This window comes from Streptomyces sp. NPDC044003 (genome assembly GCF_056435185.1).
Genome location: NZ_JBWKFA010000008.1, coordinates 430,073 through 456,025 on the forward strand (window position 1 = coordinate 430,073; position 25,953 = coordinate 456,025).

The window sequence follows — 25,953 nt, forward strand, 5'->3', positions numbered from 1 at the left end:
ACGGAACCCGAACCGGCTCTTTACGGGCCCGTACGGGCCGTCCCCGGCCCGTACGCCTCGTGCCCGGGTCCGTCCGTCCCTCCGTCACCAGCCCAGGGCCCGCACCCCCGCGGTGACGGCGACGGCGGCGCCCACCACGACCAGGAACGGTGCGCGCAGGACGAGCGCGACGGCGGCCGCTCCGAGCCCGGCGGCCCGGGCGTCCAGGACGAGGTCGCCGCCCGTGCTGAAGGTCTGCTGGGCGGTGAGCGCGGCGAGCAGCGCGACGGGGAGCAGGGCGGCGAGCCGCTGGACGAGCGGGCGTTCCAGCGTTCCGGCGGGCACGAGCAGGCCGATCAGCTTGACGAGGTAGCACCCGGCGGCGGTGAGGGCGATCGCGATCCAGACGTTCATCGGGAGTCCTTCTCTCGTCCGGTGGGGGCCGTGCGCCGGCCCCGGGCCCAGAGCACGACGGGGGCGGCGAGGGCGGCGGCGAGGACCGGGACGCCGGCGGGCAGCACGGGCAGCAGCCCGAGGCCGAGCAGGACGGCGATCCCGGCGGTGGCGCGCTCCGTGGCGGACTTCAGCATGGGGGCGAGCAGTGCCAGGAAGACGGCGGGTCCGGCGGCGTCGAGCCCCCAGGCCGCGGTGTCGCCGATCGCCTCGGCACCAAGCGCCCCGAGGAGCGTGGTCAGGTTCCACAGCACGTACAGGGTGAGGCCGGTGACGGTGAAGCCGATCCGCGTGGCCCGGCGGGACGGCTGGGCGAGTGCGACGGCCGTGGTCTCGTCGATCACCCAGTGCGCGGCGAAGGGCCTGACGGCCTTCGGCAGGGCGAGGAGCCGGGAGAGCCGCAGCCCGTAGAAGGCGTTGCGGGTGCCCAGGAAGAAGGCGCCGGCGGCGGCCGTGAAGGGGTTGCCGCCCGCGGCGAGCGCTCCGACCAGGGCGAACTGCGAGGCGCCGGTGAAGACGAGCAGGCTGAGGACGCAGGTCTGGAGGAGGCTGAGGCCGGAGCCCGCCGAGGTCACGCCGAAGGCGAAGCCGGAGAGCCCGACGGCGATGCCGACGCCGAGCGCGTCGCGGACGACGGCCGCGTCGGGTTTGGCCGGGGTGCCGTCGCGTATGACGGGAGGTGCTGTCTGTTCTGCCACGTCAGGGACGTTACGGGAGCGGTTCGCCCGCGGTCTTGTACGTTCTTGCGGCGGCTACGGAGCCCGCTCCCGTCCGTTCTTGCGGCGCCCACGAAACCGGCTCTCGTCCGTTCTCGCGGCGCCCACGAAACCAGCTCCCGTCCGTTCTCGCGGCGCCCACGAACCCCGCTCCCGTCCCTTCTCGCGGCGGCTACGGAGCCTGCCGTCCCACGCCCCGCGCGCGCTGGTACGCACCCGGCGGCACCCCCACGCTGCGGGTGAAGTGCCGGCTGAGGTGCGACTGGTCGGTGAAGCCGACGGCGGCGGCCGCCTCCGCCGGGGGCGTCCCCGCGTCGAGGAGCTGCCGGGCACGCCGTACGCGCGCGTCGGTGAGCCAGGTATGCGGAGGCATCCCGTACGCCTCGCGGAAGGCGCGGAGCAGGGCGAACGGGCTGGTGCCGAGGTCGGAGGCGAGCCGCTCCAGGGTCGGCGGCTCGACCATCCCGGCCTCCAGGACCTCACGCGCGCGTGCCGCGTTCCGGGCGCCGGCCGAGCGGGGCGGCAGCGGGGTGACGAGACCGCCGTGGCTGCGCAGCATCCGGGCGGTGACCAGGCGCAGGAGGCTGTCCGCGGCCAGCGCGTTGCCCTCCTCCGCGGCCCGGTGGACGCCGATGACGAGCCGGGCGGCGTACGGGTCGTCGACGACGGGCGAGGTGAAGCCGGCCGCGCCGCGCAGGGCGAGGGTGTCGGCGGCGATCGACCGGACGATCTCCGCGTCGGGGTAGATCGTCCGGTAGGTCCAGCCTTCGGGCACGCCCGCGTACCCGGTGTGCGGGGTGTCCGGGTTGACGAGCGCGATCTGTCCGGGCCCGGCGTGGACGAGCTCGTCGCGGTAGTGGAAGGCCTCGACTCCCTCGGTGATCGCGGCGAAGACGAAGCTCTCGTGGGTGTGCCGGGCGAAGGCCTTGCGGATGTAGTGGGCGTGCAGCAGGTCGACCCCGGGCAGCTCGGCGGGCCGCCAGTACCGTGCCCGCTCCTCCCCGCTCGCGCCGTCCCTCGCCATCCCCCCATTCTGCGCCCCGCCGCAGCCCCGCGACGACCGGGATTCCCCCAGGTCCGGACGGTTGTCAGTGGTCGGGTGCACGATGGGGGGCATGGTCAGGTCCGCGCTCGACTCGTTCTCCCCCGCGACCCGTGGTTGGTTCACCGGGGCCTTCACCGCGCCCACGGCGGCGCAGGAGGGCGCCTGGACCGCCATCGGGGCGGGCTCCGACGTGCTCGTCGTCGCGCCGACCGGCTCGGGCAAGACCCTGGCGGCCTTCCTCGCCTCCCTGGACCGTCTGGCGGCCTCTCCGCCGCCGGCCGAGGCGAAGAAGCGCTGCCGTGTGCTGTACGTGTCGCCGCTGAAGGCCCTCGCCGTGGACGTCGAGCGGAACCTGCGCTCGCCGCTGACCGGCATCCGCCAGGAGTCGGTGCGGCTCGGCCTGCAGGAGCCGGACATCCGGGTCGGGATCCGGTCCGGGGACACCCCGGCGGCCGAGCGCCGGGCGCTCGCGACCCGGCCGCCGGACATCCTGATCACCACCCCCGAGTCCCTGTTCCTGATGCTGACCTCCGCCACGCGCGAGGCCCTGTCGGGTGTGGAGACGGTCATCCTGGACGAGGTCCACGCGGTCGCGGGCACGAAGCGGGGCGCGCACCTGGCCCTCTCCCTGGAGCGGCTCGACGAGCTGCTGCCCCGGCCGGCGCGCCGGATCGGCCTGTCGGCCACGGTCCGCCCGGTCGACGAGGTGGCCCGCTACCTCTCCCCGGGGCGCGCGGTGGAGATCGTGCAGCCGCGGTCGGGCAAGGAGTTCGACCTCTCGGTCGTCGTTCCCGTCGAGGACATGGGCGAGCTGGGCGGCTCCCCCGCCTCCGAGGGCAAGGACGGCGGGGACAAGCCGTCGATCTGGCCGCACGTCGAGGAGCGGATCGCCGACCTGGTCCAGTCCCACCGCTCCACGATCGTCTTCGCGAACTCCCGCCGGCTCGCCGAGCGCCTGTGCAACCGGCTGAACGAGATCGCGTACGAGCGGGCGACCGGCGAGCCGCTCCCCGAGGGGGCTCCTCCGGCCCAGGTCATGGCCCAGTCGGGAGCGGCGCAGGGCGCCCCGCCGCTGCTCGCCCGCGCCCACCACGGTTCGGTGTCGAAGGAGCAGCGCGCCCAGGTGGAGGAGGACCTGAAGGCGGGCCGGCTGCCCGCCGTGGTGGCCACCTCCAGCCTGGAGCTGGGCATCGACATGGGCGCGGTGGACCTGGTCGTCCAGGTCGAGTCGCCGCCGTCGGTGGCCTCCGGACTCCAGCGCGTGGGCCGGGCGGGCCACCAGGTGGGAGCGGTCTCCACGGGCGTGGTGTTCCCGAAGTACCGGGGCGACCTGGTGCAGGCGGCCGTGGTCACCGAGCGGATGCGGTCCGGCGCGATCGAGTCCATGCGGATCCCGGCCAACCCGCTGGACGTCCTCGCGCAGCAGCTGGTCGCGATGGTCGCGCTCGACACCTGGCAGGTGGACGATCTGCTCGCGGTGGTGCGCCGCGCGGCCCCGTTCTCGGCGCTGCCGGAGTCGGCGTTCACCGGCGTACTGGACATGCTGGCCGGCCGCTACCCCTCGGACGCCTTCGCCGAGCTCCGCCCGCGCGTGGTGTGGGACCGGGTCGCCGGGACGGTGACGGGACGGCCGGGCGCTCAGCGGCTCGCCGTCACCTCGGGCGGCACGATTCCGGACCGCGGCCTGTTCGGCGTCTTCCTGGCGGGCTCGGACCCCAAGAAGGGCGGGGGCCGGGTCGGCGAGCTCGACGAGGAGATGGTGTACGAGTCGCGGGTCGGCGACGTCTTCACGCTCGGCACCACCTCCTGGCGGATCGAGGACATCACGCGGGACCGGGTGCTCGTCTCCCCCGCGCCCGGAGTGCCGGGCCGGCTGCCGTTCTGGAAGGGCGACCAGCTGGGCCGCCCGCTCGAACTGGGGCGGGCGGTGGGCGCGTTCCTCCGCGAGGTCGGCGCCCTCGCGGACGAGGACGCGCGCCTGCGACTGCTCGCCGCGGGCCTGGACGCCTGGGCCGCGGAGAACGTCCTGGCGTACCTCAAGGAGCAGCGCGAGGCCTGCGGCCACGTGCCGGACGACCGGACGATCCTGGTCGAGCGCTTCCGCGACGAGCTCGGGGACTGGCGGGTCGTCATCCACTCCCCGTTCGGGGCGCAGGTGCACGCCCCGTGGGCGCTGGCCCTCGGCGCGCGGCTCGCCGAGCGGTACGGCATGGACGCGCAGGTGATGCACGCGGACGACGGCATCGTGCTGCGCCTGCCGGACGCCGACCTGATGGGCCTGGACATGGGCCTCGACCTCCTCGACCACGAGCCGGTCGACCCGGGCCGGCACCTGGACACGACGTACGACGCGGACAAGGCGCCCGTCGGCGCGGCGGACGCCCTCTTCGACAAGGGCGAGATCGGGCAGATCGTCACCGACCAGGTGGGCGGCTCCGCGCTGTTCGCCTCCCGCTTCCGCGAGTGCGCCGCCCGCGCCCTGCTGCTGCCCAAGCGCAACCCGGGCAAGCGCACCCCGCTGTGGCAGCAGCGGCAGCGCGCGGCCCAGCTGCTCCAGGTGGCGAGCGAGTTCGGTTCGTTCCCGATCGTCCTGGAAGCCGTCCGCGAGTGCCTCCAGGACGTCTTCGACCTCCCGGGCCTCGAAGAACTGATGGGGGACATCGAGTCCCGGCGCGTCCGCCTCGTCGAGGTCACCACCCCCGAGCCCTCCCCCTTCGCCCGCTCGCTGCTCTTCGGGTACGTGGCGCAGTTCCTGTACGAGGGTGACTCCCCGCTCGCCGAGCGGCGGGCGGCCGCGCTCTCCCTGGACTCGCGGCTGCTCGCGGAGCTCCTCGGCCAGGCGGAGCTGCGGGAGCTGCTCGACCCCGAGGTCCTGACGGAGCTGGAGCGGGAGCTCCAGTGGCTGACGGAGGACCGCCGGATCAAGGACGTGGAGGGCGTCGCCGACCTGCTGCGCGTCCTGGGCCCGCTGACGGACACGGAGCTGGCCGAGCGCGGCGCCGAGGCGGCCTGGGCGCCCGAGCTCGGAGCGGCCCGCCGCGCGATCCGGGTGCGGGTCGGCGGCCGGGACCACTGGGCGGCGATCGAGGACGCGGGCCGGCTCCGGGACGCCCTGGGCACGGCCCTGCCGGTCGGCGTGCCCGAGGCCTTCACCGAGCCGGTCAAGGACCCGCTGGGCGACCTGCTCGCGCGGTACGCGCGCACGCACGGCCCGTTCACGTCCTCCCAGGCCGCCGCCCGCTTCGGCCTCGGCGCGGCCGTCACCGACGGCGCCCTCCAGCGCCTGGCGGCCTCGGGCAGAGTGGTCCAGGGCGAATTCCATCCCTCGGGCATCGGCCAGGAGTGGTGCGACGCGACCGTCCTGCGGCGGCTGCGGCGCCGCTCCCTGGCGGCCCTGCGCCACGAGCTGGAGCCGGTGCCCCCGGCGGCCCTCGCCACCTTCCTGCCGCAGTGGCAGCACCTGGGCGGCAGCAGCCTGCGCGGCATCGACGGTCTCGCGCGGGCGATCGAGCAGCTCCAGGGCGCCCCGGTCCCGGCCTCGGCCCTGGAGAAGCTGATCCTGCCGTCCCGGGTGAGGGACTACTCCCCGGCGCTCCTCGACGAGCTGACGACCACGGGCGAGGTCGTCTGGGCGGGCGCGGGCTCGCTGCCGGGCAAGGACGGCTGGGTCTCCCTCTACCTGGCGGACGCGGCCCCGCTGCTCCTCCCGCCGGCGCACCCCTTGGAGCTCTCCGCGCTCCACGAGTCGCTGCTCACGGCCCTCTCCGGCGGGTACGGCCTGTTCTTCCGGCAGATCGCCGACCAGATCCGGGCCACCACCCATCCGGACGCCACCGATCCGCAGCTCGCCGACGCCCTCTGGGACCTGGCCTGGTCGGGCCGGCTCACCAACGACACCCTGGCTCCGCTGCGCGCACTCCTCGGTTCGGGCCGCACGGCCGGGTCCACCGCCCACCGCGCACGGCGCACGGTCCCGCGCGGGCGGTACGGGACACTGACCGCCGCCGCCCGCCCGGCGTCCCGCACGGGCCCGCCCACGGTCTCGGGCCGCTGGTCGATGCTGCCCCCGATCGAGCCGGAGCCGACCCACCGGGCGCACGCCCTGGCCCGCACGCTCCTGGACCGGCACGGTGTGGTCACCCGGGGCGCGGTGGCCGCCGAGGGCGTGGAGGGCGGTTTCTCGGCCACGTACCGGATCCTTGCCGCGTTCGAGGACAGCGGGCAGGCCCGGCGCGGCTATGTCGTGGAGGGTCTCGGCGCGGCCCAGTTCGCCATGGACGGGGCGGTGGACCGGCTGCGGGCGGCCGCGACGGCCCGCGACCGCGGCGCCGAGGCGGCGGCGGGCCCGCGCGCCCTGGTCCTGGCGGCGGCCGACCCGGCGAACGCCTACGGCGCGGCCCTCCCCTGGCCCGAGCCGCCGACGGGCGCCGGACACAAGCCGGGCCGCAAGGCGGGCGCGATGGTGGTCCTGGTCGACGGCGAGCTCACGCTCTACATGGAGCGTGGCGGCAAGACGCTCCTGTCCTGGCCGACGGACCCGGACGACCCGGCCCTCAGGGCGGCGTCGGAGGCCCTGGCGGCATCGGCCAAGGCGGGCACGCTGGGCACGGTCACGGTGGAGCGCGTCAACGGCACGACGTCCCTGACGTCCCCCCTGGCCCGCCCCCTGGAGTCGGCCGGCTTCCTGGCCACCCCGAGAGGCCTCCGCCTCCGCCCGTGACCCCCGTGGTGCCCACCCGCCCACAGCGGGCCCCACAATGGCCCCATGCCCGAAGGAGACACCGTCTGGCAGACCGCCCACCGCCTGCACACCGCGCTCGCCGGCCAGGTCCTGACCCGGGCGGACCTCCGCGTGCCCCGGTTCGCGACCGCCGACCTCACCGGCCGCACGCTCCTCGACGTCACCCCGCGCGGCAAGCACCTGCTCGCCCGCATCGAGGGCGGGCTCACCCTCCACTCGCATCTGCGGATGGACGGCGCCTGGCGTGTGTACGCCACCGGGGAGCGCCCGCGCGGCGGCCCCGAGCACCAGATCCGGGCGATCCTCGGGAACGCCGAGTCCACCGCGTACGGCTACCGCCTCCCGGTCCTGGAGCTCATCCGTACCGCCGAGGAGTCCCACGCCGTGGGCCATCTCGGCCCGGACCTCCTGGGCCCGGACTGGGACGCCGAAGAGGCCGTACGGCGGCTCGCCGCCGACCCGGCACGCCCCCTCGGCGACGCCCTCCTCGACCAGCGCAACCTGGCCGGCATCGGCAATGTGTACAAGTCGGAGCTGGCCTTCCTCGCCGCCGTCACCCCCTGGCTCCCGATCGGCGAGCTCGCCCCGGAGATCCCGGCCCGTCTGGTCGCCACGGCCCACCGCCTCCTGGACGCGAACAAGGACCGTCCCGACCGGCGCACCACGACCACCCGCCGCCCCGGCACCCCGCTGTACGTCTACGGCCGCGAGGGCCGCCCCTGTCTCCGCTGCGGCGCCGCGATCCGCAAGGCGGAGCTCGGCGACCGGGTCACGTACTGGTGTCCGGGCTGCCAGCGGGGCCCCGACGGAAACCACCACCCCGACAATTGACGATCCGTCAGATCCGGTCGTACGGTCCGGACATGACGACCACTCTCCCGGCTTACGACCTGACCGGCCGCACCGCGTTCGTCACCGGCGCCGCGAGCGGCATCGGCCGCGCCACCGCGGACCTCCTCGCCCGGGCCGGTGCCACCGTCCACTGCGCCGACCGCGACGAGGCGGGCCTCAAGGAGACCGCGGCCCTGATCGCCCGCCGGGGCGGCTCCGCGCACCTCCATCCCCTGGACGTCACCGACCGGCCCGCACTGGCGGCGGCCGTCCGCGCCGCCGGACCCCTCCACGTCATGGCCGCCATCGCCGGGATCATGCACACGAGCACGGTCCTGGAGACCCGGGACGAGGACCTCGACCGCGTCCTCGCCGTCAACTTCAAGGGCGTGCTCTACGCGTGCCAGGAGGCGGCCCGTTCGATGATCGCCGCCGGCGTCCCCGGTTCGATCGTGACGATGGCCTCGGGCGCGATGGACACCGCGAGCCCGGGCCTGCTCTGTTACAGCGTCACCAAGGCGGCCGTCGTCCAGCTGACGAAGACCCTGGCGACGGAGGCGGGCCCGCACGGCATCCGGGTCAACGCGGTCGCCCCGGGCTGGATCCGCACCCCGATGACGGACCGCCACGAGCCGGCCGCCCAACTGCAGGCCGAGGCCGCGATGGTCCGTCACTCACCGCTGGGGCGGGTCGGCGAGGCCGAGGACATCGCGCACGCCGTCCTGCACCTGGCCTCCGACGCCTCGGCGTTCACGACGGGCCAGATCCTCCGCCCCAACGGAGGCGTCGCGATGCCCTGGTGACACCCCGGGCCACCGGCCCGGGAAGCCGCCGCCCCGACGAAGCCGCCACATGCACCGGCAGCAGGCTCAGCCCCCAGCCGCCCGCGGCCACCGCCCCCTCGACCGGCCCGGCCTCCCCCGGCAGGAGCATCAGGCGCAGCACGGCCCACCACCAGAGCCCTCCGGCCGCGAGGCCGCACGCGAGCAGCGCGAGTGTCACCAGCGGAACCCGTCGCCGTACCATGGCCGCCTCCTGCGGTCGACGCTAGACCGGCAGGATCACCCTGCGGGAGGGCGCACCGGAGGCAGACCCGGCGCACACGGCCCAGTCGTACGTCCCTCCCACCATGGCACGCCCCACCGGAACCCGGCATCTCCAGCAGAAGGCCCCCAAGCCCCCGGAAATGAGAGAAGCCCCGGTCAGCGCCCCGCAAAGAGGCACCGACCGGAGCTTCGCCCCACTTCGGTTCAGGCAGCGACGACGTCCACCGCTTCCGCGGGCGCCTTGATGGTCACCCGCTCGGTGGGCACACCGGCCACCGACGTCACCGACACCGAATTGAGCCTCGGGCGTACCGGCGTCGGCACCGGTTCGCTCGCCGCTGCCGACTCGGCCAGTTCGGCCAGTGACAGCTCGTCGCTCACTTCGCGCATGAGCTCGGACATCCGTACGTCCAACGCGTCGCAGATCGCGGAGAGCAGTTCGGAGGAAGCCTCCTTCTGCCCCCGCTCCACCTCGGAGAGATAGCCGAGCGAGACTCGGGCGGACGAGGAGACTTCGCGCAGAGTACGGCCCTGGCGCTGGCGCTGCCGACGCAGCACGTCACCCAGCAGGCGACGGAGCAGAATCATCGGTGGCTCCCTCCTCGGACCGCGTAGCCGCATCCTTCACGCCCCACCGTACCGCCTCGCGCTGCGGCCGTGCGGGGAGCGATGTCGTGTTCACTCAGGGCTGCAAACATCAATTCCCCCCGTTGTGTTCCGTATCCTGTGCCCGCGCATTTCCCGAGAGTTCCTCATGGAGCAGTTCCAGCACGCTCCGTACGCTCTCTCTACGGATTTCCGTACGATCGCCGTTCAACCTCAACGACACCACTTTCCCGGCCCGCGCGCTCGTCGCGACCGGCCCGGCGACCGCCACGTAGACGGTTCCGACGGGCTGTCCGTCCTGCGGGGTGGGCCCCGCGACCCCGGTCGTCGAGATCCCCCAGTCGGCGCCGAGCCGGTCCCGCACACCGGCCGCCATCTGCAGCGCGACCTCGGGATCCACCGCTCCGCGCTCCGCGAGCAGGGCCCCGTCGACGCCGAGGAGCTCGCGCTTGAGGGCCGTGGCGTACGCCGTGACCGACCCCCGGAAGGACACCGAGGCGCCCGGTACGCCGGTGAGCTCGGCGGCCACCAGACCACCCGTGAGCGACTCCGCGGCGGCCAGCGTCTGATCACGCTCCGCGAGCAGCGCCAGCACCCGGGCGGCCTCGGTCATCGCGTCGCCGTCTCCGACCGTGCGGCCGCGCGCTCGGCCGCGAGCCCCTTGCGCCGCAGGACGACCGCCTGGCGGACGTAGTCCAGACCGGTGACGACCGTCAGCACGACGGCCACCGCCATCACCCAGAAGCGGAGGGTGGCCAGCGGCCCGGTGAGCACGAGGACGTACATGCCCACGGCGGTGCCCTGGGCGAGCGTCTTCATCTTGCCGCCGCGGCTGGCGGGGATGACCCCGTGCCGGATGACCCAGAACCGCATCAGGGTGATGCCGAGCTCGCGGGCCAGGATGACCCCGGTCACCCACCAGGGCAGGTCCCCGAGCAGGGAGAGCGAGATGAGCCCGGCGGCCATGATCGCCTTGTCGGCGATCGGGTCGGCGATCTTCCCGAAGTCGGTGACCAGGTTGTACGTACGGGCGAGGTGCCCGTCGAAGACGTCCGTGATCATGGCCACCGCGAACGCCGCCCAGGCCCAGGCCCGCCACGCCGGGTCGTGCCCGCCGTCCTGGAACAGCAGGATCACGAAGCCCGGCACGAGGACGAGCCGGATCATCGTGAGGATGTTCGCGATGTTCCACAGGCTGGCCTGGTTGACGGCCGCCGCGCCCAGCTTGCCGCGGGGCGCCGGCCTACCGGTCCCGCCCGTCGCGGATGCCGGGACTCCGGTCATCTGCCTGCCTCCTCGAAAAGACACTCGGCCACCAGGTCGACGCCCTCCGTGCCGACGACCTTCGCCCTGACCATACGGCCCGGGGCCAGGTCGGGAAGCGCACCGTCGGCCGTGGTGAGCACGACCTGCCCGTCGGTCTCGGGAGCCTGGTGGGCGGCGCGTCCGATCCAGCCGTCCTCCTCGTCCAGGGATTCGACGAGTACTTCCAGGGTCTCTCCGATCCGCTCCTCCGCGCGCTGCGCGGTGAGCTCCTCGGCGAGCCGGGAGAGGTGGGCGAGCCGCTCGTCGACGACGTCCTGGTCGAGCTTGTGCTCGTACGTGGCGGCCTCGGTGCCGTCCTCGTCGGAGTAGCCGAAGACGCCGATCGCGTCGAGGCGCGCGTGGGTGATGAAGCGTTCCAGCTCGGCGAAGTCCGCCTCGGTCTCGCCGGGGAAGCCGACGATGAAGTTGGAGCGGGCACCGGCCGTGGGGGCCTTGGAGCGGATGGTCTCCAGGAGCTCCAGGAAGCGGTCGGTGTCGCCGAAGCGGCGCATGGCCCGCAGCACGTCGGGGGCACTGTGCTGGAAGGACAGGTCGAAGTAGGGCACGACCTTCTCGGTCGACGTGAGGACGTCGATCAGGCCGGGGCGCATCTCGGCGGGCTGGAGGTAGCTGACGCGGACGCGCTCGATGCCGTCCACCGAGGCCAGCTCGGGCAGCAGGCTCTCCAGGAGCCGGATGTCGCCGAGGTCCTTGCCGTAGGAGGTGTTGTTCTCGGAGACCAGCATGATCTCCTTCACGCCCTGCTCGGCGAGCCAGCGCGTCTCGTTGAGCACGTCCGAGGGACGGCGCGAGACGAAGGAGCCGCGGAAGGAGGGGATGGCGCAGAAGGAGCAGCGGCGGTCGCAGCCGGAGGCCAGCTTCACGGAGGCGACGGGGCTGGTGTCCAGGCGGCGGCGGAGCGGCGCGCGCGGCCCGGAGGCGGGCGCGAGGCCGTCGGGCAGGTCGCTCGGCACGTTCTCGGGGGCTTCCACGGCGCCGTGCCCCGGCAGGGCGACGCTCGCGGCGGCCTCCTGACGCTCCACGGGGGACAGCGGCAGCAGCTTGCGCCGGTCACGCGGGGTGTGGGCCTCGACACTGCCACCGCTGAGGATGGTCTGGAGGCGGTTGGAGATGTCGGCGTAGTCGTCGAAGCCGAGGACGCCGTCGGCCTCCGGGAGGGCTTCGGCGAGCTCCTTGCCGTACCGCTCGGCCATGCAGCCGACGGCGACGACGGCCTGGGTCTTGCCGTGGTCCTTCAGATCATTGGCTTCGAGGAGGGCGTCGACGGAGTCCTTCTTGGCGGCTTCGACGAATCCGCAGGTGTTGACTACGGCGACGTCCGCTTCCTCGGCGTTCTCGACGAGCTCCCAGCCGTCCGCTGCCAAGCGGCCTGCGAGCTCCTCCGAGTCCACCTCGTTACGGGCGCAGCCAAGAGTGACAAGGGCGACGGTACGGCGTTCGGGCATGGGCTCAAGACTACTTCGTCCCGGCCGTTCCCCCGTCGCGCAGGGTTCACCTGCGCGACAGAGGTCACATCACCGGCCGGAGAGGATCACCGGCCGCCCGGGCTCAGCCGGCCTCGGGGTCGCCCTTGGTGTAGCTGAGCCGCTCGACCTGGCCGGATTCGAACTTGTCGTCGAGCTTCTTGCCGTTCACGTAGAGCTCGATCGCACCGGCGTTGCCGAGGACCAGATCGACCCGCTCGTCGTCCTGGAAGGTCTTGGACTCGCCCTTGAGGAGCAGGCCGTCGAAGAGGAGCTTGCCGTCGTGGGCCTTGGCCGAGATCCAGCTCTTGTCGTCGATCGCGGAGAGCTTGACCGTGACCTTGTCCTGCGGGACCGCGGCGATCGCGCTCTCGGTGGGCTTGGGCGCGGCGGGCTTGACCGGCTTCGGCTTGGTGGCGGAGGTGGCCTTCTCGGGCGCGGGCGCGGGGCCGCCGTCGGCCACGGTGGTCCCCTTCCCGGACTCGTTCCCGTTGAACATCGTGAAGCCGACGAAACCGACGACGGCGACGATGGCCGCGACCATGGCGGCGGTCCAGTTGGGCCTGCGGGGCTCGGGGCGGATACGTTCCGCCTCGAAGAGCGGGGCGGCGGGGGTGGGCGCGGGACGGCCACCGTGCTCGGCGTCGTACTGCTCGATCAGCGGAGCCGGATCGAGGCCGACGGCGCGCGCGAGGGTGCGGATGTGGCCGCGGGCGTAGACGTCGCCGCCGCAGCGCGAGAAGTCGTCCTCCTCGATCGCGTGCACGATCGGAATCCGGACACGGGTGGAGGCACTGACCTCTTCGACGGTGAGACCGGCGGCGATTCGGGCCTGCTGGAGAGCACGACCGATGGAGTCCCGGTCGTCTGCCGGGAAGGTCCGGTCGTCTTCGGGGGAGTTGCCGATGGACACGAGAGCGCCTTTCGAGCGTGTAGCCACCTGCTGGACGTTCAGTCTATGGGTGGTACGAAAGGGTGGGGCAACCGGGCGGGTGCTGTTTGTACGCCATGAGGCTGGGACATCCTTCTGCCCCTCCCTCCAACTTGACGTACGGCCAGGGGAAACGGTTGCCCACCGTTCCCTTACGAGTGAGTCTCGGCCCGGTCTCGAACCGGGTACCCGGCCTCGCCGCCGCTACGCCCCCGACTCCCCGCGGATCACGGCGAGGACCCCGTCCAGCTCGTCCGGCTTCACGAGCACGTCCCGCGCCTTCGATCCCTCGCTCGGTCCGACGATGTTCCGCGACTCCATCAGGTCCATCAGCCGGCCGGCCTTCGCGAAGCCCACGCGCAGCTTGCGCTGGAGCATCGAGGTGGAGCCGAACTGCGTCGAGACGACGAGTTCGGCGGCCTGGCACAGCAGGTCGAGGTCGTCGCCGATGTCCTCGTCGATCTCCTTCTTCTGCTTGGTGCCGACGGTGACGTCGTCCCGGAAGACGGGCGTCATCTGGTCCTTGCAGTGCTGTACGACGGTCGCGACCTCGGCCTCGGTGACGAACGCCCCCTGCATGCGGATGGGCTTGTTGGCACCCATCGGCAGGAAGAGACCGTCGCCCTTGCCGATCAGCTTCTCGGCGCCGGGCTGGTCCAGGATGACCCGGCTGTCGGCGAGCGAGGAGGTGGCGAAGGCGAGCCGGGAGGGCACGTTCGCCTTGATCAGGCCGGTGACGACGTCCACGGACGGCCGCTGGGTGGCGAGCACGAGGTGGATGCCGGCGGCGCGCGCCAGCTGGGTGATCCGGACGATGGAGTCCTCGACGTCGCGCGGCGCGACCATCATCAGGTCGGCGAGCTCGTCGACGATCACCAGGAGGTACGGGTAGGGGTTGAGCTCGCGCTCGCTGCCCTCGGGCAGTTTGATCTTGCCGTCCCGGATGGCCTGGTTGAAGTCGTCGATGTGCCGGAAGCCGAAGGCGGCCAGGTCGTCGTAGCGCAGGTCCATCTCGCGGACGACCCACTGGAGAGCCTCGGCGGCCTTCTTGGGGTTGGTGATGATCGGGGTGATCAGGTGCGGGATGCCCTCGTAGGCGGTGAGCTCGACCCTCTTGGGGTCGACGAGCACCATCCGGACGTCCTCGGGGGTCGCCCTTATCATCACCGAGGTGATGAGGCAGTTGATGCAGGAGGACTTGCCGGATCCGGTGGCACCGGCCACCAGGATGTGCGGCATCTTCGCCAGGTTGGCCATCACGTAGCCGCCCTCGACGTCCTTGCCGAGCGCGACCAGCATCGGATGGTCGTCGTCGCCGTCCGCGAGCCGCAGCACGTCCCCGAGGTTGACCATCTCCCGGTCGCTGTTCGGGATCTCGATGCCGACGGCGGACTTCCCGGGAATCGGCGAGATGATCCGCACGTCGGGGGAGGCCACCGCGTACGCGATGTTCTTGGCCAGCGCCGTGATCTTCTCGACCTTCACGGCGGGGCCGAGCTCGACCTCGTACCGCGTGACCGTCGGACCGCGCGTGAAGCCCGTGACGTCCGCGTCCACCTTGAACTCGGTGAAGACGTTCGTCAGCGCCGCCGCGACGGCGTCGTTGACGGCGCTGCGGGTCTTGCCCGGCCCGCCGCGCTCCAGGAGGTCGAGCGAGGGCAGGGAGTACGTGATGTCGCCCGCGAGCTGGAGCTGCTCGGCCCGGGGCGGCAGGTCGGTCGGCTCGGGCGCCGGCTTCGTCAGGTCGGGTACGGCCCCGCTGGGGCGGCCTCCCCCACGGGCAGGCGGCACGGGAGCGGCCGGCGCCGAAGCCTCTTCCGCGGCGGCCGTGGCCGAGGCGGCGAGCGCGGCGTTCCGCTCGGCGGTGACGTCCTTGGTCAGGTCGGCGACGATCGGCGAGGGCGGCATGCCGTTCAGCACGGCCCCGTCGAGCGCGGCCGCGGCGGCCGCGGCGACGTCCACCGGGTCCAGACCGGTCTCGAAGTCGTCCCGCCCGGAGGTCCGGCGGGACGGGCGGCCGCGCCGCTCAAGCAGCTCGGCCTCGGCCCGGTCGACGTCGTACGGCTCCGAGGGCCCGGGCGCGCGGCGCCGGACGGGCCGTGCGGGCCGCGGCCCGGCGTCCCGCCACTCCTCGTCGTACCCCTCGCGGCCCGGGTGCTCCTCGGCCTCCTCCGGGTCGTACGCGGGCTCGACGATGCCCAGCTTGGCGCCGAGCGCGCGCAGCCGCTGCGGGATCGCGTTGACCGGGGTGGCGGTGACCACGAGCAGCCCGAAGACGGTGAGCAGCACCAGCATCGGTACGGCGAGGACCTCGCCCATCATGAAGACGAGGGGCTGCGAGGCGGCCCAGCCGATGAGCCCGCCGGCGTCCTGCATGGCCTCGCTGCCGTCGCCGCGCCCCGGCGAACCGCAGGCGATGTGCACCTGGCCGAGGACGCCGATGACGAGCGCGGAGAGGCCGATGCTGATCCGGCCGTTGGCCTCGGGCTTCTCCGGGTAGAGGATCAGCCGGATGCCGATGGCGCCGAGGAGCAGCGGTACGAGCAGGTCGAGCCGGCCGAAGGATCCGGTCACCAGCATCTCGACGAGGTCGCCGACCGGCCCGCGCAGGTTGGACCAGGTGCCGGCGGCGACGATCAGCGCGAGGCCCAGGAGGAGCAGCGCGAGCCCGTCCTTGCGGTGGGCGGGGTCGAGGCCCTTGGCGCCGCGCCCTATCCCCCGGAACATCGCCCCGATCCCGTGGGCGAGGCCGAGCCAGGCGCCGCGAGCGAGCCGGTAGACGCCCCCGGTCGGGGACGGGGCGGGGCGGGGCGGGGCCTTCTTCGTGGCGGTCTTGCGCGCGGGCGCGCGCTTGGCGGGCGCGGCCTTCTTGGCGGGCGCCTTCTTCGCCGGCGGCTTGGCGGGGGACTTCGTGGGCACCGCTTTCTTCGCGGCGCCCGTCGTCCGGCCGGCCCGCGGCTTTGCGGTGTTCGCCGTGCTCTGGGAACCCTTGCCGGACGTACGTGAAGCCATGATGCCGAGGTTACCGGTGTGGGGAGCGGTGTGGGGAGCGCCCGTCCGCCTCACCCGTTCGTGTCGTCCGTGCCGGGGCGCGATGCTGACGCCGCATCACGCCGCCGGCCACCGCACCGAACGGATGGTGACGGTACGTCAGCTCTGGGCGGGCAGCGTCGGCGTCGCGCCCGTACCGGGCTCCAGCGCGTCGAGCGCCCGGCGCAGCCCGGTGAGCTTGCGCTCCAGGTGCGCGGCGGTGGCGACGGCGGCCGCGTCGGCGGAGTCGTCGTCGAGCTGCTTCGACAGGGCCTCGGCCTGCTCCTCGACGGCCGCGAGCCGCGCGGAGAGCTCGGCGAGCAGTCCGGCGGACTCCTTGCCGTGACCGCCCTCGCCGCCGCCCTCCAACTGCAGCCGCAGCAGGGCGGCCTGCTCGCGCAGCTTGCAGTTCTTCATGTAGAGCTCGACGAAGACGGAGACCTTGGCCCGCAGCACCCACGGGTCGAAGGGCTTGGAGATGTAGTCGACCGCTCCGGCCGCGTACCCCCGGAAGGTGTGGTGGGGGCCGTGGTTGATGGCGGTGAGGAAGATGATCGGGATGTCCCGGGTCCGCTCACGCCGCTTGATGTGGGCGGCGGTCTCGAAACCGTCCATGCCCGGCATCTGGACGTCGAGCAGGATGACCGCGAAGTCGTCCGTCAACAGCGCCTTGAGCGCTTCCTCCCCGGACGATGCCCGCACCAGCGTCTGATCGAGCGCGGAGAGAATGGCCTCCAGCGCCAGCAGATTCTCCGGCCGGTCATCGACCAGGAGGATCTTGGCCTTCTGCACCATGCCCCGTCCTCCTCGTCCCGGCAACGGCTCTCCCCGGACCCCCGAACCGGGGGAAGCACCGGGCGCCGCCCCAGAAGACGACTCCCTAGCGCCGTCCGTCCTTGTGCCGGTCATCGTAGCCGCACCCCGCCCGTCGCCACACCCTGTCACCGCGATGTCACTGTGCACGTAGCAGAAACGCGGTGGGAGACCAGAAGGTTCCCCGTATCCCGCCCTCTCACACGCCTCTGGCGACAGTCCGTCAGTGGGCGCCGGCGGAGCCCGGGGGTCCGCGCCGCGCCCGGCGCGGACCCCCGGCCCGGAGTCACTGCCCCCGCATCCACTGCTCCATGACGGACAGCAGGTGATCGGGGTCGACCGGCTTCGTCACGTAGTCCGAGGCACCGGACTCGATCGCCTTCTCCCGGTCGCCCTTCATCGCCTTCGCCGTCAGCGCGATGATCGGCAGCCCGGCGAACTGCGGCATGCGCCGGATCGCGGTCGTCGTCGCATACCCGTCCATCTCCGGCATCATGATGTCCATCAGCACCACCGTCACGTCGTCGTGCTGCTCCAGGACCTCGATGCCCTCCCGCCCGTTCTCGGCGTAGAGCACCGCGAGCCCGTGCTGCTCCAGGACGCTGGTGAGCGCGAAGACATTGCGGATGTCGTCGTCGACGATGAGCACCTTCTCGCCGGAGAAGCCGAAGGTACGGCGCGGCTCGACCTCCTGCTCCTCCCGCTCCGCCGCGATCGGCTGGCCGGACTGCCCGGGGACCGCGCCCCGCACGCCGGTCGCCTCCGCCGCGGCCTTCCGCCGGTGCCGGAACAGCGCCCCGGCCCCGGACCGCGCCTCCGTGCGTACGCTCGGCGGCGGGAAGTGCGGGAACGGGTGGACGGCCCCGGCCATGCCCTCCTCGGCCCCCTGCTGCGGGTCGTCCGCGTCCTGCACGCCCTGCCCGTAACCGCCCGACGGCAGCTCCGTCGGGCTCAGCGGCAGGTACAGCGTGAACGTCGAACCCCGGCCGGGCTCGCTCGCGGCGAAGATCTCGCCGCCGAGGAGCCGCGCGATCTCCCGGCTGATCGAGAGCCCCAGACCCGTACCGCCGTACTTCCGGCTGGTCGTGCCGTCGGCCTGCTTGAACGCCTCGAAGATGACCCGCATCTTGCTCGCCGCGATCCCGATCCCGGTGTCGGTGACCGAGAACGCGATCAGGTCGGCCTCCGGATCGCGCAGCGAACCGGCCTCCAGGAGCTGCTCGCGGATCGACTGCGGCACGTCCGCCCCGGCGGGCCGGATCACCAGCTCCACCGCGCCCGTGTCGGTGAACTTCACCGCGTTGGACAGCAGGTTGCGCAGGACCTGGAGCAGCCGCTGCTCGTCGGTGTGGAGCGTGGCCGGCAGCTCGGGCGAGACCCGCACCGAGAAGTCGAGCCCCTTCTCCGCCGTCAGCGGCCGGAACGTCGCCTCCACGTAGTCCACGAGCTGGACGAGCGCGATACGCGTCGGCGACACGTCCATCTTGCCCGCCTCGACCTTCGACAGGTCGAGGATGTCGTTGATCAGCTGGAGCAGGTCCGAGCCCGCGCCATGGATGGTCTCCGCGAACTCGACCTGCTTCGGCGTCAGATTGGTCTCGGCGTTGTCCGCGAGCAACTTGGCCAGGATCAGCAGCGAGTTGAGCGGCGTGCGCAGCTCGTGCGACATGTTGGCGAGGAACTCCGACTTGTACCGCATGGAGACGGCGAGCTGCTCCGCCCGCTCCTCCAGGACCTGCCGGGCCTCCTCGATCTCGGTGTTCTTCACCTCGATGTCCCGGTTCTGCCGGGCGAGGAGTTCGGCCTTCTCCTCCAGCTCCAGGTTGGAGCCCTGGAGTTCCTTCTGCCGGTGCTCCAGCTCGGCCGACCGCTCCTTGAGCTGCTCGGTGAGCTTCTGCGACTGCTGGAGCAGCACCTCGGTCTTGGTGTTGACGCTGATGGTGTTGACCGTGGTCGCGATCAGCTCGGCGATCTGGTTGAGGAAGTCCCGCTGGATCTGCGTGAACGGCTGGAACGAGGCCAGCTCGATCACCCCGAGGACCTTGCCCTCGAAGAGCACCGGCAGCACGATCACATGCGCCGGCGAGGCCTCCCCGAGCCCCGAGGAGATCTTCAGATAGCCCGGCGGCACGTTGACCTGGATGGTCCGCTTCTCCTCGGCGGCCGTCCCGATGAGGGTCTCGCCGGGCCGGAACGAGGTCGGCATGGACCCGGTGGAGTATCCGTAACTCCCGCGCATCCGCAGCTCGTACGAGCCGTCGCCCTCGCCCACGAGTTCGGCGTCGCCGTGCGCCGAGCCCGTCGGCATGGCCACGAAGAACGCGCCGTGCTGGGCGGAGACCACCGGCGTCAGCTCGCTCATGATGAGCGACGCCACGTCGTCGAGGTCCCGGCGGCCCTGCATGAGGCCGGAGATGCGGGCCAGGTTGCTCTTGAGCCAGTCCTGCTCGTCGTTGGCGAGGGTGGTGTCGCGCAGGTTGGCGATCATCGTGTTGATGTTGTCCTGGAGCGCCTGGATCTCACCGGCCGCGTCCACACCGTCGATCTTCACGTTGAGGTCGCCGCGGGTCACCGCGGTGGCGACGGCCGCGATGGCCCGCACCTGCCGGGTGAGGTTCCCGCCCATCTCGTTCACCGACTCGGTGAGATCGCTCCAGGTGCCCTCCACGTCCCGGACCCGGGCCTGGCCGCCCAGCTGGCCGTCGGTGCCCACCTCGCGGGCCACACGCGTGACCTCCTCGGCGAAGTTCGACAGCTGGTCGACCATCGTGTTGATGGTGTTCTTCAGCTCCTGGATCTCACCGCGCGCGTCGATGTCGATCTTCTTGGTGAGGTCGCCCTTGGCGATGGCGGTGGTGACGGCCGCGATCTGCCGCACCTGACCGGTGAGGTTGTCGGCCATCGAGTTCACCGACTCGGTCAGGTCCTTCCACGTGCCGGAGACCCCCGGCACCCGGGCCTGACCGCCCAGGATGCCCTCCGTACCCACCTCACGGGCCACACGCGTGACCTCGTCCGCGAAGGACGACAGCGTCGTCACCATCGTGTTGACGGTCTCGGCGAGTTCGGCGACCTCGCCGCGCGCCTCGACCGTCACCTTCTTCGTCAGGTCGCCGTTGGCGACGGCTGCCGAGACCCGGGAGATGTTCCGCACCTGACTGGTCAGGTTGTTGGCCATCAGGTTGACGTTGTCGCTGAGGTCCTTCCACGTACCGGTGACACCGCGCACGCGTGCCTGGCCGCCGAGGATGCCCTCCGTACCCACCTCACGGGCCACGCGCGTGACCTCGTCGGCGAAGTTCGACAGCTGGTCGACCATGGTGTTGACGGTCGTCACCAGCTCAAGGATCTCGCCCCGGGCGTCGACCGTGATCTTCTTCGACAGGTCGCCCTTGGCGACCGCCGTCGTCACCTCGGCGATGTTCCGCACCTGGATGGTGAGGTTGTTCGCCATGAAGTTCACCGACTGGGTGAGGTCCTTCCAGGTGCCGGAGACCCCCTGCACCTCGGCCTGACCGCCCAGGATGCCCTCGGTGCCCACCTCGCGGGCCACCCGGGTCACCTGCTCCGCGAAGTTCGAGAGCTGGTCCACCATCGTGTTGAGGGTGTTCTTCAGCTCCAGGATCTCGCCCCGCGCGTCCACGTCGATCTTCTGCGACAGGTCACCGCGCGCCACCGCGGTGGCGACCTGCGCGATGTTGCGGACCTGGGTGGTGAGGTTGCCGGCCATGCCGTTCACCGAGTCCGTCAGATCACGCCACACACCGGCCACGCCCGGCACCTGCGCCTGACCGCCGAGCCGCCCGTCCGTGCCCACCTCGCGGGCCACCCGGGTCACCTGGTCGGCGAACGCGGAGAGCTGGTCCACCATCGTGTTGATGGTGTTCTTCAGCTCCAGGATCTCGCCCCGTGCGTCCACGTCGATCTTCTGCGACAGGTCACCGCGGGCCACCGCCGTCGTCACCTGGGCGATCTGCCGCACCTGCGAGGTCAGGTTGCCGGCCATGAAGTTCACGGAGTCCGTGAGCTCCCGCCAGCGCCCGGACACCCCGTCGACCCGCGCCTGACCGCCCAGCCGGCCCTCGGTGCCCACGTCCCGGGCCATCCGGGTCACCTGGTCCGCGAAGGACGACAGCTGCGACACCATCGTGTTGACGGTGTTCTTCAGCTCCAGCATCTCGCCGGCCACGTCGACCGTGACCTTCTGCGACAGGTCGCCGTTGGCGACCGCCGTCGTCACCTGCGCGATGTCCCGCACCTGACCGGTCAGGTTACGGAAGGCCGTGTTCACCGAGTCGGTGAGGTCCTTCCACGTCCCCGCCGCGCCCGGCACCTCGGCCTGACCGCCGAGCAGACCCTCGACGCCGACCTCCCGCGCCACCCGGGTCACCTCGGAACCGAAGGCCGACAGCTGGTCCACCATCGTGTTGACGGTGTTCTTCAGCTCCAGCATCTCGCCGGCCACGTCCACCGTGACCTTCTGCGACAGATCACCGTTGGCCACCGCCGTCGTCACCTGCGCGATGTCCCGCACCTGCGTGGTGATGTTCCGGAAGACCGTGTTGACGGAGTCCGTGAGGTCCTTCCACGTCCCCGCCGCACCCGGCACCTGCGCCTGACCGCCGAGCAGACCCTGCGCGCCGACCTCGCCCGACACCCGGGTCACCTCGTCGGCGAACGTCCGCAGCGTCTCCGTCATCTGGTTGATGGTGTCCGCGAGTTGGGCGATCTCACCGCGCGCGGAGACCCGCACCTTCTGCGACAGGTCACCGTTCGCGACCGCCATCGTCACCTCGGCGATGCCTCTCACCTGATTGGTGAGATTTCCCGCCATCGTGTTGACGGAATCGGTGAGGTCCTTCCACACACCGGCGACCCCGGCCACCTCGGCCTGACCACCGAGCTCGCCCTCCGTACCCACCTCGCGCGCGACACGGGTCACCTCGGACGAGAACGACGACAGCTGGTCCACCATCCGGTTGACGGTGTTCTTCAGCTCCAGCATCTCGCCGGCCACGTTCGCCGTGACCTTCTGCGACAGATCACCGTTGGCGACCGCCGTCGTCACCAGCGCGATGTCCCGCACCTGGGCCGTCAGCCGGTTCGCCATGGTGTTGACGGAGTCCGTGAGGTCCTTCCACGAACCGGACACTCCGCGCACCTGCGCCTGCCCGCCCAGCTTGCCGTCCGTACCCACCTCGACGGCGACCCGCGTCACCTCGGAGGCGAACACCGACAGCTGGTCGACCAGGTTGTTGGCGGTACGAGCGACCTTCAGGAACTCCCCGCGCAGCGGCCGCACGGTCCCGTCCGCGCTCTCCGAACGCAGGTCCATCCGCTGGTCCAGATCGCCCTCGGCCACCGCCGAGAGAACCCGCCCCACCTCGGACACCGGCCGCGCCAGATCGTCCACGAGCGCGTTCGCGGCCTCGATCGCCGCCGCCCACGCGCCCTCGCTGGCCCCCGCCTCCAGACGCTCGGACAGCTTGCCCTCACGCCCGACCACCCGCCGGACCCGCGACAGCTCCCCCGTCACATGCATCTGCCGGTCGGCGACCTCGTTGAACACGGCGGAGATCTCCGCCATGACCCCGTCACCGGACACCGTGAGACGCCTACGGAAGTTCCCGTCCCGCATCGACACCAGCGCGGCCAGCAACCGCTCCAGCGCCGCCGCGTCCACCTGGACCGTCCCCCCACGGGAACGCCCGCCCCTCGCGCGCGTGCCACTGCCTCCGCCGCGCCGCGCCGCCGTGCCAGACTCCACCGTGTCCCTCCCGAAAGGGGTCGACCGTACCGCTCCGGCTCTCGCCGTCAGCCTGCCCAGTGTTTCACCGTGCTCGAACCTGGCGATAACAGTTCGGCAGCTTCGCACAGCGTCCCTACCCCGAGGGACGGAATCAGCGGTGACCGGCATCCGCTCGGACAGCGAAGGTAAGTAACCTGGCATCCGGCTGTCCAACCGCCCCGGTCCGCCCGGCGGGGGCGGTGTGGTGCGCGCACGACCACCGGGCAGTGGGAGGGACAGACCGAGCATGGCAGAGCCGGGCGTCGAGACGCGTACGAGGAGTGCTGTGATCACCGCGCGGGCGACTGCCAGCTTCGAGCCCGTCGGGCGGTCCGTCGCGGCCGCCCGCGCCTTCGTCAGAGACACCCTCCAGGGCTGGGGGCACCCCGAACTCGTCGACGACGCCGTCGTCCTCACCAGCGAGCTCGTCACCAACGCCGTCATCCACGCCGGCACTTCCGCCGACGTCCTCTGCCTCCGCTCCGACGACAGCGTCCGCGTCGAGGTCTCCGACCGCTACCCCGAGCGCGAGATCCCCGTCCAGAGCGGCCGCACCCTCGGCAGCCCGGACCGCGAGAACGGCCGCGGCCTGCTGCTCTGCGCCGCCCTCGCCCACCGCTGGGGCGTCGACTACTCCCCCACCCGCAAGCACGTCTGGTTCCACCTGGACCTCCCCCAGCGGCCCGTCGGCACCCGCTCCGCAGGCCCCGTCCTCCCCGACGCCCTCCTCCCGGTCGCCGAGAGCCGCGTCCGCGTCGCCGTCGCCCAGATCGACCGCGGCGGCACGATCACCGCGTGGAACGAGGACGCCGAGGAACTCTTCGGATACGACTCCGAGCAGGTCATCGGCAAACCCCTCGGCGACCTCGCCGCCTGGCCCCACACCCCCGGCATCGGCACCGGCCTCGCCGAGGCCCTCCGCCTCTCCCGCTGGGAGGGCAGCTACGGCATCCGCTGCGCCGACGGCCGGGTCATCCCCGTCTACGCCTCGCACCTCCGGGTCCGCGACGCCCAGGGCGAACCCTCCACCGTCTGTCTCCTCGTACGCGAGCACGAGCGCGCGGTCCTCCAGACCCCGCAGCGCCCCGTCGCCGAACCGGGCACCGAGAGCCGCGCCGCCGACCCCTTCGAGGTCTTCATCGGCACCCCCGCCCCCGACGACCTCGACGGCCTCCTCCAGCGCACGGTCGAACGCGCCCGCGACATGCTCGACGGCGACGCCGCCTTCCTCCTCCTCGCCACCGACGACGAGACGGAACTGGAGGTACGGGCCACCACCGGACTCCCGGCCGCCCGCCAGCGCTTCGCCCGCGTCCCCGTCGAGACCGGCGCCAGCCGTTACGGCTCCGCCCGCATGCCCGCCGTCCACGAGGACCTGGCCGCCGTCCCCGGCGCCGTCCCCCTCCTCGAAGGCACCGGCATGCGCTCGGTGGTGACGGTCCCTCTGAAGGTCGAGGGCCGCCTCACCGGCTCCCTCGGCGTGGCCGCGGAGAGCGCGAACCGCTACTCCAACGAGGAGGCCCTGCGCCTCCAGTTCGCCGCCGACCGCATCGCCCTGGCCGTCGAATCCGCCCGCCTCGGCGAACTGGAACGACTCCGCCGCGGCTCCCTCAGCTTCCTCGTCGAGGCCTCCGACCTCCTGGCCGGCACCCTCGACCGCGACCAGACCCTGGCCCTCATGGCCCAGATGACGGTCCCCACCCTCGCCACCTGGTGCGCGGTCTACACGATCGCCGACCAGGCCTCCGACCCGTACCTCTCGTACGTGCTCCACGAGGACGAGGACCGCATCGACGGCCTCAAGGACCTGCTCTCCTCCATCGCCCCGCCCGACCCGGTGCCGACCCCCGGCGCCCGCGTGTGGTCCGCGCCGGGCGACGCCGCCCACCGGGCCGCGCTCACCGCGTCGGTCCACGCCCTCGACCACCCGGCGAGCCCGCTCTCCTCCGGCATCGACACCACCCTGGCCACCGCGAGCGCGGTCGCCGGCGAGACGGTCGTCCTGCCCCTGGTCGCCCGCAACCGGGTCATCGGCATGCTGACCCTCGGCAGGCCCTCGGAGGACCACTTCCGCCAGGAGATCCTGGAACTCGCCGAGGACCTCTCGCGCCGAGCCGCCCTGGCCCTGGACAACGCCCGCCTGTACTCGGAGCGCGTGGCGATCAGCCAGTCCCTCCAGCGCAGCCTCCTCCCGCCCGGCCTGCCCACGATCCCGGGCGTCGAGGTCGACGTCATCTACCGCGCGGCCGGCGAGGGCAACGAGGTCGGAGGCGACTTCTACGACGTCTTCCCCATCAGGGACGACGTCTACGGATTCGCCATCGGCGACGTCTGCGGTACGGGCCCGGAGGCGGCCGCCGTCACGGGCCTGGCCCGCCACGCCCTGCGCCTCCTCGCCCGCGAGGGCTTCGGTGGCCCCGCCGTCCTGGAGCGACTGAACGCGGCGATCCTCGACGAGGGCGCCCGCAGCCGCTTCCTGACCCTCCTCTACGGCGAGATGCGCCCACAGCCGGACGGCTCGGCGATCCTGAAGGTCGTCTGCGCCGGCCACCCGCTCCCGCTGCGCCTCCGCCCGGACGGCACGGTCGAGCCGGCGGCCGAACCACAGCCGCTCCTGGGCGTCATGGAGGACCTGGAACTGTACGAGCAGACGATCACGCTCGACCCCGGCGACGTCCTCCTGTGCGTCACGGACGGCGTGACGGAACGCCGCGAGGGCTCCCGCATGCTGGGCGACGACGGCCTGGCCGAGGTCCTCAGGACCTGTACGGGCCTGACGGCCGGCGCGGTCGCCTCCCGTGTCCTCCGCGCGGTCGAGCGCTTCGCCCAGGCCCCCGCCTCCGACGACATGGCCATCCTGGCGATGCGCCTCCGCGAGCCGGACCCCCACTGACAGAAAAGGCGCCCTCCCACAGGGGAGGGCGCCACCCAGGCACGCTCACACTCAAACTGAACGGAAACGCAAAAAGGCCCCCGCCAAGAGGCGGGGGCCTTTTCATTCAGAGCCCTTTAACGGAATCGAACCGTTGACCTTCTCCTTACCATGGAGACGCTCTACCGACTGAGCTAAAAGGGCAGGTGTTCGGCGGTGTCCTACTCTCCCACAGGGTCCCCCCTGCAGTACCATCGGCGCTGAAAGGCTTAGCTTCCGGGTTCGGAATGTAACCGGGCGTTTCCCTAACGCT

At 72.2% G+C, this 25,953-nt stretch carries 16 protein-coding genes, 1 tRNA gene and 1 rRNA gene; 4 read left to right on the forward strand and 14 right to left on the reverse strand.

The features are described 5' to 3' along the window. Positions 1-84: 84 nt before the first annotated feature. From AC07AW_RS30140 to AC07AW_RS30150, 3 genes are all read right to left on the reverse strand, one after another. Complete coding sequence (locus AC07AW_RS30140; protein ID WP_478818594.1) at positions 85-393, reverse strand: AzlD domain-containing protein; 309 nt, start codon at positions 391-393, stop codon at positions 85-87. Next, entirely contained in the window at positions 390-1,130 is a 741-nt protein-coding gene (locus tag AC07AW_RS30145) for an AzlC family ABC transporter permease (protein ID WP_478818595.1), read from the reverse strand. Before AC07AW_RS30145 ends, AC07AW_RS30140 begins: the two co-directional genes overlap by 4 nt. 190 nt (positions 1,131-1,320) lie before the next feature. Next, complete coding sequence (locus tag AC07AW_RS30150) at positions 1,321-2,172, reverse strand: AraC family transcriptional regulator (RefSeq protein ID WP_478818596.1); 852 nt, start codon at positions 2,170-2,172, stop codon at positions 1,321-1,323. A 91-nt stretch (positions 2,173-2,263) separates the two neighbouring features. On the opposite strand from AC07AW_RS30150, the gene AC07AW_RS30155 reads away from it, so the two are divergent. Genes AC07AW_RS30155 through AC07AW_RS30165 form a run of 3 tightly spaced genes read left to right on the forward strand, consistent with a single transcriptional unit; the run spans position 2,264 to position 8,568 of the window. Further along, on the forward strand, positions 2,264-6,913 hold the full coding sequence (locus tag AC07AW_RS30155) for an Lhr family ATP-dependent helicase (RefSeq protein WP_478818597.1): 4,650 nt from the start codon (positions 2,264-2,266) through the stop codon (positions 6,911-6,913). Positions 6,914-6,958: 45 nt separating this feature from the next. Then, complete coding sequence (locus AC07AW_RS30160; RefSeq protein WP_478818598.1) at positions 6,959-7,765, forward strand: DNA-formamidopyrimidine glycosylase family protein; 807 nt, start codon at positions 6,959-6,961, stop codon at positions 7,763-7,765. A 32-nt stretch (positions 7,766-7,797) separates the two neighbouring features. Then, positions 7,798-8,568: an SDR family NAD(P)-dependent oxidoreductase gene (locus AC07AW_RS30165; RefSeq protein ID WP_478818599.1), complete on the forward strand. Its 771-nt coding sequence runs from the start codon at positions 7,798-7,800 to the stop codon at positions 8,566-8,568. On the opposite strand, the gene AC07AW_RS30170 is transcribed toward AC07AW_RS30165, so the two are convergent. The 9 genes from AC07AW_RS30170 to AC07AW_RS30210 all read right to left on the reverse strand — a co-directional run bounded on the left by AC07AW_RS30170 (position 8,516) and on the right by AC07AW_RS30210 (position 22,747). Then, entirely contained in the window at positions 8,516-8,791 is a 276-nt protein-coding gene (locus AC07AW_RS30170; protein ID WP_478818600.1) for a hypothetical protein, read from the reverse strand. The two genes, AC07AW_RS30165 and AC07AW_RS30170, sit on opposite strands and share 53 nt — an antisense overlap. 224 nt (positions 8,792-9,015) lie before the next feature. After that, positions 9,016-9,399: a helix-turn-helix domain-containing protein gene (locus AC07AW_RS30175; RefSeq protein WP_073819741.1), complete on the reverse strand. Its 384-nt coding sequence runs from the start codon at positions 9,397-9,399 to the stop codon at positions 9,016-9,018. A 109-nt stretch (positions 9,400-9,508) separates the two neighbouring features. Further along, entirely contained in the window at positions 9,509-10,030 is a 522-nt protein-coding gene (locus tag AC07AW_RS30180; protein WP_478818601.1) for a CinA family protein, read from the reverse strand. Then, positions 10,027-10,701, reverse strand: a complete 675-nt coding sequence (pgsA, locus tag AC07AW_RS30185; protein ID WP_478818602.1) for a CDP-diacylglycerol--glycerol-3-phosphate 3-phosphatidyltransferase — start codon at positions 10,699-10,701, stop codon at positions 10,027-10,029. Before pgsA ends, AC07AW_RS30180 begins: the two co-directional genes overlap by 4 nt. Then, positions 10,698-12,188, reverse strand: coding sequence for a 30S ribosomal protein S12 methylthiotransferase RimO (gene rimO, locus AC07AW_RS30190; RefSeq protein ID WP_478818603.1), 1,491 nt, complete (start codon positions 12,186-12,188; stop codon positions 10,698-10,700). Before rimO ends, pgsA begins: the two co-directional genes overlap by 4 nt. Positions 12,189-12,291: 103 nt before the next feature. Then, the gene (locus AC07AW_RS30195) at positions 12,292-13,119 is read right to left on the reverse strand and encodes a helix-turn-helix domain-containing protein (protein WP_478818604.1); all 828 of its coding nucleotides are present in this window, start codon (positions 13,117-13,119) and stop codon (positions 12,292-12,294) included. 222 nt (positions 13,120-13,341) lie between these two features. Then, entirely contained in the window at positions 13,342-16,149 is a 2,808-nt protein-coding gene (locus AC07AW_RS30200) for a DNA translocase FtsK (protein ID WP_478818605.1), read from the reverse strand. 138 nt (positions 16,150-16,287) lie between these two features. Beyond that, complete coding sequence (locus AC07AW_RS30205; protein WP_389236536.1) at positions 16,288-16,962, reverse strand: response regulator; 675 nt, start codon at positions 16,960-16,962, stop codon at positions 16,288-16,290. Between the two features lie 304 nt (positions 16,963-17,266). Continuing rightward, a complete protein-coding gene (locus AC07AW_RS30210) occupies positions 17,267-22,747 on the reverse strand; it encodes a HAMP domain-containing protein (RefSeq protein WP_478818606.1) in 5,481 nt (1,826 codons plus the stop codon). A 268-nt stretch (positions 22,748-23,015) separates the two neighbouring features. Here AC07AW_RS30210 and AC07AW_RS30215 point away from each other — a divergent pair, with 268 nt between their 5' ends. Then, positions 23,016-25,661 carry a SpoIIE family protein phosphatase gene (locus AC07AW_RS30215; protein WP_478818607.1) on the forward strand — a complete coding sequence of 882 codons (2,646 nt, stop codon included), beginning with the start codon at positions 23,016-23,018 and terminating at the stop codon, positions 25,659-25,661. A 110-nt stretch (positions 25,662-25,771) separates the two neighbouring features. On the opposite strand, the gene AC07AW_RS30220 is transcribed toward AC07AW_RS30215, so the two are convergent. Further along, positions 25,772-25,844: transfer RNA gene (locus tag AC07AW_RS30220), tRNA-Thr, on the reverse strand. Positions 25,845-25,848: 4 nt separating this feature from the next. Beyond that, positions 25,849-25,953 (reverse strand): 5S ribosomal RNA (gene rrf / locus AC07AW_RS30225); the annotation flags it as partial.

What these genes read in the sequence shown, in the direction of transcription:
- AC07AW_RS30140 (WP_478818594.1), bottom strand. Translation starts at nt 393, where the DNA reads ATGAACGTCTGGATCGCGATCGCCCTCACCGCCGCCGGGTGCTACCTC.
- AC07AW_RS30150 (WP_478818596.1), bottom strand. Translation starts at nt 2,172, where the DNA reads ATGGCGAGGGACGGCGCGAGCGGGGAGGAGCGGGCACGGTACTGGCGG.
- AC07AW_RS30155 (WP_478818597.1), top strand. Translation starts at nt 2,264, where the DNA reads ATGGTCAGGTCCGCGCTCGACTCGTTCTCCCCCGCGACCCGTGGTTGG.
- AC07AW_RS30160 (WP_478818598.1), top strand. Translation starts at nt 6,959, where the DNA reads ATGCCCGAAGGAGACACCGTCTGGCAGACCGCCCACCGCCTGCACACC.
- AC07AW_RS30165 (WP_478818599.1), top strand. Translation starts at nt 7,798, where the DNA reads ATGACGACCACTCTCCCGGCTTACGACCTGACCGGCCGCACCGCGTTC.
- AC07AW_RS30170 (WP_478818600.1), bottom strand. Translation starts at nt 8,791, where the DNA reads ATGGTACGGCGACGGGTTCCGCTGGTGACACTCGCGCTGCTCGCGTGC.
- AC07AW_RS30175 (WP_073819741.1), bottom strand. Translation starts at nt 9,399, where the DNA reads ATGATTCTGCTCCGTCGCCTGCTGGGTGACGTGCTGCGTCGGCAGCGC.
- AC07AW_RS30180 (WP_478818601.1), bottom strand. Translation starts at nt 10,030, where the DNA reads ATGACCGAGGCCGCCCGGGTGCTGGCGCTGCTCGCGGAGCGTGATCAG.
- pgsA (WP_478818602.1), bottom strand. Translation starts at nt 10,701, where the DNA reads ATGACCGGAGTCCCGGCATCCGCGACGGGCGGGACCGGTAGGCCGGCG.
- rimO (WP_478818603.1), bottom strand. Translation starts at nt 12,188, where the DNA reads ATGCCCGAACGCCGTACCGTCGCCCTTGTCACTCTTGGCTGCGCCCGT.
- AC07AW_RS30200 (WP_478818605.1), bottom strand. Translation starts at nt 16,149, where the DNA reads ATGGCTTCACGTACGTCCGGCAAGGGTTCCCAGAGCACGGCGAACACC.
- AC07AW_RS30205 (WP_389236536.1), bottom strand. Translation starts at nt 16,962, where the DNA reads ATGGTGCAGAAGGCCAAGATCCTCCTGGTCGATGACCGGCCGGAGAAT.
- AC07AW_RS30215 (WP_478818607.1), top strand. Translation starts at nt 23,016, where the DNA reads ATGGCAGAGCCGGGCGTCGAGACGCGTACGAGGAGTGCTGTGATCACC.